Source organism: Kosakonia sp. AG348 (assembly GCF_003337365.1).
Classification (GTDB): domain Bacteria; phylum Pseudomonadota; class Gammaproteobacteria; order Enterobacterales; family Enterobacteriaceae; genus Kosakonia.
This window is the reverse complement of sequence record NZ_QPJR01000004.1, coordinates 526,743-540,593: the sequence shown is the minus strand read 5'-3', so window position 1 is coordinate 540,593 and position 13,851 is coordinate 526,743. Positions and strand designations below refer to the sequence as shown.

11 protein-coding genes are annotated in these 13,851 nt (G+C 54.8%); 6 read left to right on the top strand and 5 right to left on the bottom strand.

The features are described from left to right. Window positions 1-19: 19 nt before the first annotated feature. On the bottom strand, window positions 20-2,053 hold the full coding sequence (gene metG / locus DFO56_RS12825; RefSeq protein ID WP_045510780.1) for a methionine--tRNA ligase: 2,034 nt from the start codon (window positions 2,051-2,053) through the stop codon (window positions 20-22). Between the two features lie 294 nt (window positions 2,054-2,347). On the opposite strand from metG, the gene apbC reads away from it, so the two are divergent. Beyond that, entirely contained in the window at window positions 2,348-3,457 is a 1,110-nt protein-coding gene (apbC, locus tag DFO56_RS12820; RefSeq protein ID WP_045510777.1) for an iron-sulfur cluster carrier protein ApbC, read from the top strand. 33 nt (window positions 3,458-3,490) lie between these two features. On the opposite strand, the gene DFO56_RS12815 is transcribed toward apbC, so the two are convergent. The 4 genes from DFO56_RS12815 to DFO56_RS12800 all read right to left on the bottom strand — a co-directional run bounded on the left by DFO56_RS12815 (window position 3,491) and on the right by DFO56_RS12800 (window position 6,715). After that, the gene (locus tag DFO56_RS12815; RefSeq protein WP_020454354.1) at window positions 3,491-3,916 is read right to left on the bottom strand and encodes a GNAT family N-acetyltransferase; all 426 of its coding nucleotides are present in this window, start codon (window positions 3,914-3,916) and stop codon (window positions 3,491-3,493) included. 12 nt (window positions 3,917-3,928) lie between these two features. Continuing rightward, window positions 3,929-4,264 carry an RcnB family protein gene (locus DFO56_RS12810; RefSeq protein WP_020454353.1) on the bottom strand — a complete coding sequence of 112 codons (336 nt, stop codon included), beginning with the start codon at window positions 4,262-4,264 and terminating at the stop codon, window positions 3,929-3,931. A 198-nt stretch (window positions 4,265-4,462) separates the two neighbouring features. Continuing rightward, a complete protein-coding gene (locus DFO56_RS12805; protein ID WP_045510775.1) occupies window positions 4,463-5,476 on the bottom strand; it encodes a zinc-binding alcohol dehydrogenase family protein in 1,014 nt (337 codons plus the stop codon). Between the two features lie 108 nt (window positions 5,477-5,584). Further along, complete coding sequence (locus DFO56_RS12800) at window positions 5,585-6,715, bottom strand: ABC transporter ATP-binding protein (RefSeq protein WP_045510773.1); 1,131 nt, start codon at window positions 6,713-6,715, stop codon at window positions 5,585-5,587. A gap of 353 nt (window positions 6,716-7,068) precedes the next feature. Between DFO56_RS12800 and DFO56_RS12795 the strand changes: the two genes are divergently transcribed. The 5 genes from DFO56_RS12795 to DFO56_RS12775 are packed head-to-tail and all read left to right on the top strand — an operon-like array spanning window position 7,069 to window position 13,822. Then, the gene (locus tag DFO56_RS12795; RefSeq protein WP_045510771.1) at window positions 7,069-8,304 is read left to right on the top strand and encodes an extracellular solute-binding protein; all 1,236 of its coding nucleotides are present in this window, start codon (window positions 7,069-7,071) and stop codon (window positions 8,302-8,304) included. 56 nt (window positions 8,305-8,360) lie between these two features. After that, on the top strand, window positions 8,361-9,668 hold the full coding sequence (locus DFO56_RS12790) for a carbohydrate ABC transporter permease (RefSeq protein ID WP_045510769.1): 1,308 nt from the start codon (window positions 8,361-8,363) through the stop codon (window positions 9,666-9,668). A 10-nt stretch (window positions 9,669-9,678) separates the two neighbouring features. Further along, a complete protein-coding gene (locus tag DFO56_RS12785; RefSeq protein WP_020454348.1) occupies window positions 9,679-10,530 on the top strand; it encodes a sugar ABC transporter permease in 852 nt (283 codons plus the stop codon). 4 nt (window positions 10,531-10,534) lie between these two features. Further along, the gene (locus DFO56_RS12780; protein ID WP_045510767.1) at window positions 10,535-11,734 is read left to right on the top strand and encodes an arabinogalactan endo-beta-1,4-galactanase; all 1,200 of its coding nucleotides are present in this window, start codon (window positions 10,535-10,537) and stop codon (window positions 11,732-11,734) included. Window positions 11,735-11,764: 30 nt separating this feature from the next. Then, a complete protein-coding gene (locus DFO56_RS12775) occupies window positions 11,765-13,822 on the top strand; it encodes a beta-galactosidase (RefSeq protein ID WP_045510765.1) in 2,058 nt (685 codons plus the stop codon). Window positions 13,823-13,851: the final 29 nt, after the last annotated feature.

Sequence of the window (13,851 nt, the reverse complement as noted above, 5' to 3'; positions counted from 1 at the left end):
GAATTCAGCGCCTTATTTTTTACTTCACTTGCTGGCCTGCTTTTGCGCCGCTATCGGGGCTTAACAGGAAGATATCTTTTCCGCCAGGGCCGGCGGCCATCACCATCCCTTCGGAGATACCAAAACGCATTTTGCGCGGCGCGAGGTTGGCGACCATCACCGTCAGGCGACCGATCAGCGCGCTCGGGTCCGGGTACGCGGAACGGATGCCGGAGAAGACATTGCGTTTTTCGCCATCCAGATCCAGCGTCAGGCGCAGCAGTTTGTCGGAACCTTCGACGAACTCGGCGTTTTCAATCAGCGCCACGCGCAGATCGACTTTCGCGAAATCGTCAAAGCTGATGGTTTCCTGAATCGGGTTATCCGCCAGCTCGCCGGTTACCGGTGCGGCAGCCGCTTTCACTTCCTCTTTTGACGCTTCCACCAGTGCTTCCACCTGTTTCATTTCGATACGGTTATACAACGCTTTGAAGGCGTTAACTTTGTGGCCGAGCAGCGGCTGGTTGATGGCATCCCACTCAAGCGTCGTGTTGAGGAACGCTTCGGCGCGCTCCGCCAGCGACGGCAGAACCGGTTTCAGCCACGTCATCAGCACGCGGAACATGTTCAGCCCCATGGTGCAAATGGCCTGCAGATCGGCCTCGCGGCCTTCCTGTTTCGCCACCACCCACGGTGCTTGTTCGTCAACGTAACGGTTCGCCACATCGGCCAGCGCCATAATTTCGCGTACCGCTTTGCCGAACTCACGGCTCTCCCACGCTTCGCTGATGGTCGCTGCCGCGTCGGTAAAGGTTTTGTACAGCGCAGGGTCTGCAAGCTCTGCTGCCAGCACGCCGTCAAAACGTTTATTGATAAAACCGGCGTTACGCGAGGCGAGGTTTACCACTTTGTTGACGATGTCGGCATTCACGCGCTGGATGAAATCTTCGAGGTTAAGATCGATATCATCAATGCGCGAAGAGAGCTTCGCCGCGTAGTAATAGCGCAGGCTGTCGGCGTCGAAATGGTTCAGCCAGGTGCTGGCTTTGATAAACGTCCCGCGCGATTTGGACATCTTCGCGCCGTTCACCGTCACGTAGCCGTGTACGAACAGGTTGGTCGGCTTGCGGAAACCGCTGCCTTCGAGCATTGCGGGCCAGAACAGGCTGTGGAAATAGACGATATCTTTACCGATGAAGTGATACAGATCGGCGTCGGAATCTTTCTGCCAGTACGCATCAAAGCTGGTGGTATCGCCGCGCTTGTCGCACAGGTTTTTGAACGACCCCATGTAGCCAATCGGCGCATCCAGCCAGACGTAGAAATATTTGCCCGGCGCGCCTGGAATTTCGAAACCGAAGTAAGGCGCATCGCGGGAGATATCCCACTGCTGCAAGCCGGATTCGAACCACTCCTGCATTTTGTTCGCCACCTGCTCCTGCAACGCGCCGCTGCGCGTCCACGCCTGCAACATTTCGCTAAATGACGGCAGATCGAAGAAGAAGTGCTCGGAATCACGCATGACCGGCGTCGCGCCGGAAACCACCGACTTCGGCTCAATCAGCTCGGTCGGGCTGTAGGTCGCGCCACATACTTCGCAGTTATCGCCATACTGATCCGGTGATTTACATTTCGGGCAGGTGCCTTTGACAAAACGGTCCGGCAGGAACATGCCTTTTTCCGGATCGTAGAGCTGAGAGATGGTGCGGTTTTTAATAAAACCGTTCTCTTTCAGGCGGGTATAGATAAGCTCCGACAGCTCGCGGTTCTCGTCGCTGTGCGTCGAGTGGTAGTTGTCGTAGCTGATGTTAAAGCCAGCAAAATCGGTCTGATGCTCCTGACTCATGTCGGCAATCATCTGCTCCGGGGTGATCCCCAGTTGCTGCGCTTTCAGCATGATCGGCGTGCCGTGGGCATCGTCCGCACAGATGAAGTTGACCTCGTGGCCGCGCATTCGCTGGTAACGGACCCAGACATCAGCCTGGATGTGCTCCAGCATATGGCCGAGGTGGATGGAGCCGTTGGCGTACGGCAGTGCGCACGTTACCAGAATTTTCTTCGCGACTTGAGTCATAGTAGGCATTACATCTTCTTGAGAAAAAGGGGGAGAAATATTACCAAAAAGGTAAATATTGCGCCACGCGAGAAGGCCTTTTGGCGCGTTTTTATCCCTATATTAATCTTTTTGGTAAAGATAGCTCCCCAGTAAGTACTAAGGGCTTTAAGAACCTTTCAATCCCTATATGAATACATGAGTAATAATTAATCCATGCGTTAACGGCATTTATCCGTAAATGAATAATTGTTGCCCGTGGGGTAAACTTGCTGGCTACAATGTCGTTTTCAGAACAACTACAAAGGAGTCGGGATGAGTTCGCAATCCCAGGCCAAATCCCCGGAAGCGTTACGCGCGATTGTCACCGGGACGCTGGCCGATTTTCAGCACCCAACCCTGAAGCACAATCTCACTGCTTTAAAAGCGGTACATCATGTCGCATGGCTGGATGACACCCTGCACGTTGAGTTGCTGATGCCGTTTGTCTGGCGCAGCGCGTTTGAAGCGTTAAAAGCGCAGTGCAGCGCCGAATTGCTGCGGCTGACCGGCGCGCGCGCCATCGACTGGAAGCTGTCGCACAACATCGCCACCTTAAAACGTGTGAAGAACCAGCCGGGCGTCAACGGTGTGAAAAACATCATTGCCGTCAGTTCCGGCAAGGGCGGGGTAGGGAAATCCTCCACGGCGGTAAACCTGGCGCTGGCGCTGGCGGCGGAAGGGGCGAAAGTCGGTATTCTCGACGCCGATATTTATGGCCCGTCGATCCCGGTCATGCTCGGTGCGGAGCACGAGCGTCCTACCTCGCCGGACGGTACGCATATGGCGCCGATTATCGCCCACGGTCTGGCGACCAACTCGATTGGCTACCTGGTTACCGATGATAACGCCATGGTGTGGCGCGGCCCGATGGCCAGCAAAGCGCTGCTGCAACTGTTGCAGGAGTCCATGTGGCCCGATCTGGATTATCTGGTGCTGGATATGCCGCCAGGTACCGGTGATATTCAGCTGACGCTGGCGCAAAACATTCCGGTGACCGGCGCGCTGGTGGTGACAACGCCGCAGGATATCGCGCTGATCGACGCCAAAAAAGGCATCGTTATGTTCGAGAAAGTGGAAGTGCCAGTGCTCGGTATTGTTGAAAACATGAGCATGCACATTTGCAGCAACTGCGGTCATCACGAACCGATTTTCGGCACCGGCGGTGCGGAAAAACTGGCTGAGCAGTATCACACCGAGTTGTTGGGGCAGATGCCGCTGCATATTTCGCTGCGTGAAGATCTGGATAAAGGCACGCCGACCGTGGTGAGCCGCCCGGACAGCGAATTTACCGCTATCTACCGTCAACTTGCCGGGCGCGTAGCCGCGCAGCTTTACTGGCAGGGTGAAGTCATTCCTGGCGATATCGCGTTTCGCGCGGTGTAAATCCATCAACCTCTCCCGTTCGGGAGAGGTTTTTTACTTCTTCAGATAGTGCATCAGCACGTAATCCCCTTCCGGCGAAACGCCCTGTGCTTCGATATGCCAGCCATGGTGCTGATAAAACGCCAGTGCGGCTTTGTTATGCAGCAGGCATTTCAGTGCGCCAGTGCCGGTAAAGGTGGATTGCGCATGTTTGAGCAGAGCGCTGCCGACGCCTTTGCCCTGAAAGGCCGGGTCGACAAACAGGTTGTGCAGGAAATTGTCGTTTTCGTACACCGAGGCGAACCCCAGCCGGTGACCCTCTTCTTCGGCGACCCAGATGGTTTCATCGAGCGTGGCGGCGTCAAAATCTTCCAGCCGCCAGTCGCTGCCATCAAGCCAGTGCCAGCTCTCTTTGCGGGCGTGTAAAAAAAGGGTGCGTAAAAACGGTCTGTCACTTTCCTGCCAGCGGCGAATAATCATTCAGCTCCTGGTTTAGCGATGGTAAAAAATGTCGCCGTTATAGGCTTTGAGGATTTTGCCTTCGGCATCGGTGATAAGCACGTAGTTGCCGCCCATATAGGTCCAGTGGCTACCGGCTTCGGGGGCTGGCAGGTTACGCAGTTGCCACTGTTTAATGTTGTACTCTTCGCTGCGGTACATTTCCGGTACGGTGTCGCCAATGGTGAATTTCGTAAAGTCGGCGACAAACTCATTAATTTCGTAAGATTGCGGCCCGGTAGCGCCTGGTGTAGCGGTTTGCGGTGCGGCAAAGGCCGTCGAGGCGGTTGCCAACAGCGCGCCCAGAAGCATCATTTTTGTTTTACTCATACTCTCTCCAGGTTGTTCTTATACATTTCACGCGGTTGCATAAATAGCACGCCATCATTGCCGTTAACGGACAGTGGAGCAACTACGAAAAAATAACGCTTTGGTAAAAAGTGTAAGCAAACCCAGGGCAGAGCAGGAAAAGCGGACGGCGATTTTCGCTATCCGCTTGTAACCTTTAAGAATAATCCTGGCTAATCGTCAGCCCGCAAACCCTTCCAGCACGATTTTCCCCACCGCCCGCTGGCTTTCCAGCAGCGCATGGGCTTTGCGCAGATTCACGGCATTGATGGTGCCAAAGTGCTCGCCAAGCGTGGTTTTTAACACGCCTTCATCGATCAGCTGCGCCACGCGTGAAAGCAACTGATGCTGGGCAATCATATCGTCAGTGGTGAACATTGAGCGGGTAAACATAAACTCCCAGTGCAGCGAAATGCTTTTCACCTTCAGCGGCATCGCGTCCAGGCTGTGCGGATCGTCAATCAGCGCCAGTTTACCCTGCGGTTTCAGGGCGTTAATCAGCTGCTGATAATGCTCTTCGGTATTATTGAGGCTGGCAACGTGTGAAACCTGTTTGATGCCAATGCGCGCCAGCTCTTCGGTCAGCGGTTTGCTGTGGTCAATCACATAATGCGCACCCAGCTCTTTTACCCACTGCTGGCTGGCGGGGCGAGATGCCGTACCAATGACCGTTAAGCGCGTTAGCTTACGAGCCAGCTGTGTCATGATCGAGCCTACGCCGCCCGCTGCGCCAACAATCAGCAGCACATCATTTTCGTTGCCGCCCTCTTTGATGCCAAGACGGTCGAACAATAACTCCCAGGCGGTAATGGCGGTTAAGGGCAGCGCGGCGGCGGCAGCGTTATCCAGCGTTTTCGGTTTGCGCGCCGCAATGCGTTCGTCCACCAACTGGAATTCACTGTTGCTGCCGGGGCGGGTCAACGCGCCGGCGTACCACACTTCATCGCCCGGCTGGAATAACGTTACCGCTTCCCCCACGGCAGTCACCACGCCAACGGCATCCCAGCCCAGCACGCGCGGTGTATCGGCGTTAAAACCGGCGCGCACTTTGGTGTCCACCGGGTTGACGGAAACGGCTTTCACTTCCACCAGTAAGTCGTGGCCGCTGGCGGTCGGTTGCGGCAGTTCAATGTCGGTAAGAAAATCCAGATTACTGCCGTTCTGCGCGGCGTGGGTAATAGCGATAGCTTTCATCATGGCTCCGTTAATGTGTTTTTGGTGTCGATGCAGATAAGGGTAGTCAAAGCCTATCTGATGAAAAACACGCAAAACGGAGCAGCACTTATCCTTGATGAGTGAAAATCAATTGATCGGGCCGTCCGGGGAGTCCGGGTTTGGCACCGGAATATCGGCGCTGACGCGCAGATCCCGATCGTCGAAAATCATGCAGTGGCGGCTATCAAAGGCGAGGGTAATTTTCTGCCACGGGCGGAAATGGACATCCCCCGGCAGCAGAATTTTGATGTTGTCATGACCGTAGCACTGACCAAACAGGTAGGTGTTATTACCCAGCCGTTCCACCACTTCACACTGAAATTCCAGCGGCGTACCACGCGTGACATCCGTGGAGAGATGCTCCGGACGAATGCCGAGCGTGATCGAAGCACCGGGCTCCAGCCGCGAGGTGTCGATACCGAGCGTTAATTGATGCCCCTGCGCCAGCGTGATAGTCACTTCGCCGGGTTGCCAGGCGCTAACCGTTGCGGGCAGGAAATTCATCTTCGGCGAGCCAATAAACCCGGCGACAAATTTGTTTTTCGGGTTGTAGTAGAGCGACATCGGCGAGCCCATCTGCTCGACATTGCCGTAGTTCATCACCACGATTTTATCCGCCAGCGTCATTGCTTCCACCTGATCGTGCGTGACATACACCATGGTGGTTTTCAGCTCCTGGTGCAGGCGCGCAATGTGCAGGCGCATCTCGACGCGCAGTTCGGCATCGAGGTTTGAGAGCGGCTCGTCGAACATAAACACACGTGGGTTACGCACAATCGCGCGGCCAATGGCGACGCGCTGGCGCTGGCCGCCGGAGAGCTGTTTCGGTTTTCGGTCCAGCAGGTGGCTTAGTTGCAGGGTTTTCGCCACCATCTCTACCTGGCGGCGGATCTCCTCTTTCGGTACTTTGTTCACTTTCAGCCCGTAGCCCATATTTTCCGCCACGGTCATATGGGGATAGAGCGCGTAAGACTGAAACACCATCGACACGCCGCGATGTGCCGGCGCGACATCGTTCATCACTTCATCGCCAATCAACACTTCGCCTTCGCTGACCTCTTCCAGACCGGCAATCATGCGCAGCATGGTGGATTTACCGCAGCCGGAAGGGCCGACAAATACCGCGAATTCGCCATCATCAATCGACAAATTGACATTGTTCAGCGTCACCGTGTCGCCAAACCGTTTGGTGACATTCCTCAGTCGTATATTGGACATCAACGTTCCCCGAATGTAGTAGCCGTTATTTACCGTTTATGCCATGCGCTGAGTGTTTTTTGTATTACGTATAACAATCATCTGGCGTTGCTGCGTAACGGCGAAAAATCTTGCTATGACTATAACTTCCAGTGTTTTTGCGCCCTATATCGAATTTTCATTTCTGTAATGCCGGTCACATAACTCACCGTTTATGCTCGTTTTATTAATTGTTAAAGCGTAGCGTATAACAAATTCAATAAGGCGGGTGAATACGTCTTAAACCCTGCAATATCAGGTGGTTTGTTTAAAAGGTATCCTGATGCTGCGCCATAAAAACCACAAAATTGTTATACCTTGACATGAGGTTGATAATGAAAAAGAACACACTTACTGCACTGATCCTCTCTGCACTCGCCGTTGGCCAGACGGTTAGCCTGTCGGCGCACGCCGCCACTCAGCAGCTGAATGTCTGGGAAGACATCAAAAAGTCGGTCGGCATTCAGGACGCCGTAAAAGATTTCGAACAAAAGTACGACGTCAAAGTTAATGTGCAGGAGATGCCCTACGCGCAGCAACTGGAGAAATTACGCCTCGATGGCCCGGCCGGCATTGGCCCGGATGTGCTGGTCATTCCTAATGATCAACTGGGTGGCGCGGTGGTGCAAGGGTTGCTGACCCCCCTGAATCTGGATAAAGAAAAAGTTGACGCCTTTACGCCTGCGTCGATTAACGCCTTTCGTCTGGATAACACGCTGTATGGTGTGCCGAAAGCGGTGGAAACCCTCGTGCTTATCTATAACAAGGAACTGATTGATAAGCCGCTGCAAAGCCTGCCGGAATGGCTCGACTATTCGAAAAAACAGCGCGCACAAGATAAATACGGGCTGCTGGCCAAGTTTGACCAGATTTACTACAGCTGGGGCGCGATCGGGCCGGAGGGCGGCTACCTGTTTGGTAAAAACGATAAAGGCGGTTTCAACCCGCAGGATATTGGCCTCAATAAACCGGGCGCGGTGGAAGCCGTTACCTTCCTGAAAAAATTCTATGCCGAAGGCGTATTTCCCTCCGGCACCCTCGGCGATAACGGCCTGAACGCCATCGATTCACTGTTTACCGAGAAAAAAGCCGCAGCGGTAATCAATGGCCCATGGGCGTTCCAGCCGTATGAAGCGGCGGGGATCAATTACGGCGTTGCGCCGCTGCCAAACTTACCAGACGGCAAACCGATGAGTTCTTTCCTCGGTGTGAAAGGTTATGTCGTTTCGACCTGGAGCAAAGACAAAAAGCTCGCCCAGCAATTCATCGAATTTATCAACCAGCCGCAGTACGTGAAAACGCGCTATATCGCCACGCGTGAAATCCCGGCGCAGAAAGCGATGATTGACGATCCGGTTATCAAAAACGACGAAAAAGCCAGCGCTGTGGCGGTACAGGCGGCGCGCGCGACGGCAATGCCGGGCATTCCGGAGATGGGCGAAGTGTGGGGCCCGGCGAACGCCGCGCTGGAGCTGAGCCTGACCGGCAAACAGGAACCGCAGGCGGCGCTCGATGCGGCCACCAAACAGATCCATATGCAAGTTGAAGCGATGCAGGCCAGTAACCAGTAACCGCGTGTTGTTGCGAAACGGGAGGGGCACCTCCCGTTGTTGAAAAGGAGTCGTACGTGATTATCAGTCCCAGCGAAAATTTTGCCAAAACGCATGGCGCAGGGCGGCATGCGTGGTGCGGGCTGCTGCTGGCCGTTGTGCCGGGTTTTGGTCAGTTTTATCACCACCAGTGGTTAAAGGGCCTTATCTTCCTGGTGCTGCTTAGCAGCTTTATGGGCATTTTTTACGATTTTCTGCGCGAAGGATTGTGGGGGTTATACACGCTTGGCGAAGAAGTCCCGCGTGACAACTCCATTTTCTTGCTGGCGGAAGGGATTATCAGCGTACTGATCATCGCCTTTGGCGTGATGGTCTATTACCTCTCGCTGCGCGATGCGTGGGTAAACGGTAAAAAACGCGACGCAGGGAAACCGCTCAACAGCGTACGCAAGCAGTACCAGTTGTTACTCAGCGACGGCTTCCCGTACCTGATGATCACGCCAGGCTTTATTCTGCTGGTGTTCGTGGTGATTTTCCCGATCCTCTTCGGTTTCGCCATCGCCTTCACTAACTACAACCTTTACCACACGCCGCCGGCCAGGCTGGTGGACTGGGTAGGGTTAAAGAACTTCGTCAACATCTTTACCTTGTCGATCTGGCGTTCGACCTTCCTGGATGTGCTGCAATGGACGGTGGTCTGGACGCTGCTGGCCACCACGTTGCAGTGTTCCGTTGGCGTACTGCTGGCAATACTGGTGAACCAGAAAGATCTGCGCTTTAAGCCGCTGGTACGCACCATTTTTATCCTGCCGTGGGCGGTGCCTGGGTTTGTCACCATTCTGGTGTTCGCCGGGATGTTTAACGACTCGTTTGGCGTGATTAACAATGCCATTCTCGCGTTCTTCGGCATTGCGCCGAAAGCGTGGCTGACGGATCCGTTCTGGACCAAAACGGCGTTGATCATGATGCAAACCTGGCTCGGTTTCCCGTTTGTTTTCGCCATGACGACCGGCGTGTTGCAGGCTATCCCGGACGATTTATACGAAGCGGCGAAGATGGATGGCGCGGGCACCTGGACGCGGCTGCGCACCATTACGCTGCCGCTGGTGCTGTACTCGATTGCACCGATCATCATCACCCAGTACACCTTCAACTTTAACAACTTCAACATCATCTATCTGTTTAACAACGGCGGCCCGGCAGTTGCGGGGGCGAACGCGGGTGGGACGGATATCCTGGTGTCGTGGATTTACAAGCTGACGATGTCCTCCTCGCAGTACGCGATTGCGGCGACCATCACCATTTTGCTGTCGATTTTTGTCGTCGGTCTGGCGCTGTGGCAGTTCCGCGCGACCAAATCCTTTAAAAACGACGACATGGCATAAGGGAAGAAAAATGGCTCAATCACAAAGTATCCGCCGCGAGAAGTGGATCCGCCTGACACTCTCCTGGCTGGTTATCGCGCTGGTATCGCTGATGATTATCTACCCGCTGGTGTGGACGATTGGCGCGTCGCTGAATGCTGGTAACAGCCTGCTCAGCACCTCGATAATCCCGGAAAACCTCTCGTTTCAGCACTACGCCGATCTGTTTAACGGCCAGGTCAACTATCTGACCTGGTACTGGAACTCAATGAAGATCAGCCTGCTGACGATGGTGCTGACCTTAATCAGCGTCAGTTTCACCGCCTATGCCTTTTCCCGCTTTCGGTTTAAAGGGCGGCAGAACGGGTTGATGCTGTTTTTGCTGCTGCAGATGATCCCGCAATTTTCGGCGCTGATTGCCATTTTCGTGCTGTCACAACTGTTGGGCTTAATCAACAGCCATATGGCGCTGGTGCTGATTTATGTCGCCGGAATGATCCCGATGAACACCTATCTGATGAAAGGCTATCTCGATGCCATTCCGCGTGACCTGGATGAGTCCGCACGTATGGACGGCGCGAGTAACTTCCGCATTTTTATTGAGATCATCATGCCGCTGTCGAAACCGATTGTGGCCGTAGTGGCACTGTTCTCTTTCACCGGGCCGCTGGGGGATTTCATTCTCTCCAGCACCATTCTGCGTACCCCGGACAAATACACGCTGCCGATTGGGCTTTACAACCTGGTGGCGCAAAAAATGGGCGCCAGTTACACCACCTACGCGGCGGGCGCGGTCTTGATCGCCGTTCCGGTGGCCATTCTTTATCTGGCACTGCAAAAATACTTCGTCTCCGGCCTGACCTCCGGCAGCACCAAAGGATAACCACATGAAAAGATTTGCACCCGCTCTGCTTGCTGTCTGTCTTGGTAGTTTGTCCGCCAGCACCTTTGCCGCCGATGCGTTAAAGACGCGTCCTTTTAGCGGCATGCCCGCCGATTTCATCAAAGGCGCGGATATTTCAACGCTGCTCGACGCCGAGAAACACGGGGCGAAGTTTTATAACGAAAATAACCAGCCGCAGGATGCGATCGCCATTCTGAAAGCCAACGGCATCAACTATGTGCGCTTGCGGTTGTGGGTGGACCCGAAAGATGCGCAAGGCCAGGCCTACGGCGGCGGTAACAACGATTTAGCCAGCACGCTGGCGCTGGCGAAGCGGGCGAAAGCGCAGGGCATGAAACTGCTGCTAGATTTCCACTACAGCGATTTCTGGACCGATCCGGGCAAGCAATACAAACCGAAAGCCTGGGAAAAAATGGATTACCCGCAACTGAAAACGGCAATCCATGACTATACCCGCGACACCATCGCCCGCTTTAAGCAGGAGGGCGTGTTGCCGGATATGGTGCAAATCGGCAATGAGATCAACGGCGGCATGCTGTGGCCGGAAGGCAAAAGCTGGGGGCAGGGCGGCGGTGAGTTTGACCGGCTGGCGGGCTTGCTGAATTCCGCTATTGACGGCCTGAAAGAGAACCTGAAGAACGGCGAGCAGGTGAAAATCATGCTGCATCTGGCGGAAGGTACCAAGAACGATACCTTCCGCTGGTGGTTTGATGAAATCACCAAACGCAACGTGCCGTTCGATGTCATTGGCCTCTCTATGTACACCTACTGGAACGGGCCAATCAGCGCACTGCAGGCCAATATGGACGACATCAGCAAGCGCTACAACAAAGATATGATTGTGGTGGAAGCGGCCTACGGCTATACGCTGGCGAACTGTGATAACGCGGAAAACAGCTTCCAGGCGAAAGAAGAAAAAGAGGGCGGCTACCCCGGCACCGTGCAGGGGCAATATGACTATATCCACGATTTAATGCAGTCGGTGATGAATGTTCAGGGCCATCGCGGCAAGGGTATTTTTTATTGGGAGCCGACCTGGATTGCCGTTCCCGGAAATACCTGGGCTACGCAAGCGGGGATGAAATATATCAACGACCAGTGGAAAGAGGGAAATGCCCGCGAAAACCAGGCGTTATTTGATTGCCAGGGGAAAGTGCTGCCATCGGTAAAAGTTTTTAATTAATTTTGGTGTGGTAAATTTCAGGAATTCATTATGAATAAATTTGCGCCTTTAAGCCCGAAGGTTGTCTCGCTATTGCATGGCGCGGACTATAACCCGGAACAGTGGGAAAACTATCCCGATATTATTGATAACGACATTGCCATGATGCGGCAGGCAAAATGCAACGTGATGTCCGTCGGCATATTCAGCTGGTCGAAACTCGAACCGCAGGAAGGGGTATTTAATTTCGCCTGGCTGGATGAGGTCATCGATAAATTATATGCCGCCGGTATCCATATATTTCTGGCCACGCCAAGCGGCGCGCGTCCGGCCTGGATGTCGCAAAAATACCCGGAAGTGCTGCGGGTCGGGCGCGATCGCGTTCCGGCGCTGCACGGCGGGCGGCACAACCACTGCATGACCTCGCCGGTGTACCGGGAAAAAACGCTGAAAATCAACACGCTGCTGGCAGAGCGCTATGCGCACCATCCGGCGGTGCTGGGCTGGCACATTTCCAATGAATACGGCGGCGAATGCCACTGCGCGCTGTGTCAGGAGAAATTCCGTGGCTGGCTGAAAGCACGTTATCAGACGCTGGACAACCTCAATCACGCCTGGTGGAGCGACTTCTGGAGCCACACCTACAGTGACTGGTCGCAGATCCAGTCACCCGCGCCGCAGGGGGAAGTCTCCATTCACGGGCTGAACCTCGACTGGCGGCGTTTTAACACCGCGCAGGTAACCGATTTTTGCCGCCATGAAGTAGCCCCGCTGAAAGCTGCCAATGCGGCACTGCCGGTGACCACCAATTTTATGGAGTATTTCTACGATTACGACTACTGGCAGCTGGCTGAAGCGATCGATTTTATCTCCTGGGACAGCTACCCGATGTGGCACCGGGATAAAGACGAAACGGCGCTGGCTTGCTACACCGCCATGTATCACGACATGATGCGCACGCTGAAAGGCGGCAAACCGTTTGTGCTGATGGAATCGACGCCGAGCGTCACCAACTGGCAGCCGACCAGCAAGCTGAAAAAGCCGGGAATGCACATTCTCTCGTCGCTGCAGGCGGTGGCGCACGGTGCCGATTCAGTGCAGTACTTCCAGTGGCGTAAAAGCCGTGGTTCGGTCGAGAAGTTCCACGGCGCGGTTATCGATCACGTCGGGCATCTGGATACGCGCGTGGGGCGTGAAGTGTGCGCGCTGGGCGACATGCTCAGCAAACTCACCCCGGTAATGGGGTGCCGAACCGATGCCCGCGTGGCGATTATCTTCGATCAGCAGAACCGCTGGGCGCTGGATGACGCCGAAGGGCCGCGCAATAAAGGCCTGGAGTATGAAAAAACGGTTAACGAGCACTATCGACCGTTCTGGGAAAAAGGCATTGCCGTGGATGTGATCAATGCCGATGCCGATCTCAGCCGTTACCAGCTGGTGATTGCGCCGATGCTGTATATGGTGCGCGACGGTTTTGCCGGGCGAGCAGAAGCGTTTGTCGCGGCGGGCGGTCATCTGGTGACCTCCTACTGGACCGGCGTGGTCAATGAAAGCGATCTCTGTTATCTCGGCGGTTTCCCTGGCCCGCTGCGCAAATTGCTGGGTATCTGGGCAGAAGAGATTGATTGCCTGGACGACAACGAGCGCAATCTGGTGCAGGGGCTGGCGGGTAACGAGGCCGGATTACAGGGGCCGTATCAGGTGCGCCATCTGTGTGAGCTGATCCATACCGAGAGCGCGCAGGCGCTGGCAACCTACCGGGATGATTTCTACGCCGGGCGACCCGCCGTGACGGTCAATCATGTCGGCAAAGGCAAGGCCTGGCACGTCGCATCACGCAACGATCTCGCCTTCCAGCGTGATTTCTTCGCCAACATTATTGAGGAGTTGAAGTTGCCGCGCGCGTTACAACACGATTTGCCGCCGGGCGTCGTTGCCACGGCCCGTACGGATGGCGAAAGCACGTTTGTCTTTATTCAGAACTTTAGCGCCCAGCAGCAGGTGATAACGCTGCCTGACGGTTATCAGGATTGTTTATCCGGTTCGTCGGTCAGCGGCGCGATGTCGCTGGCTCCCTGGGATTGCCGGGTTATTCGCCGTAACGCATAAGTGAACCTTCCGCGCCTGCCCATTCGGGC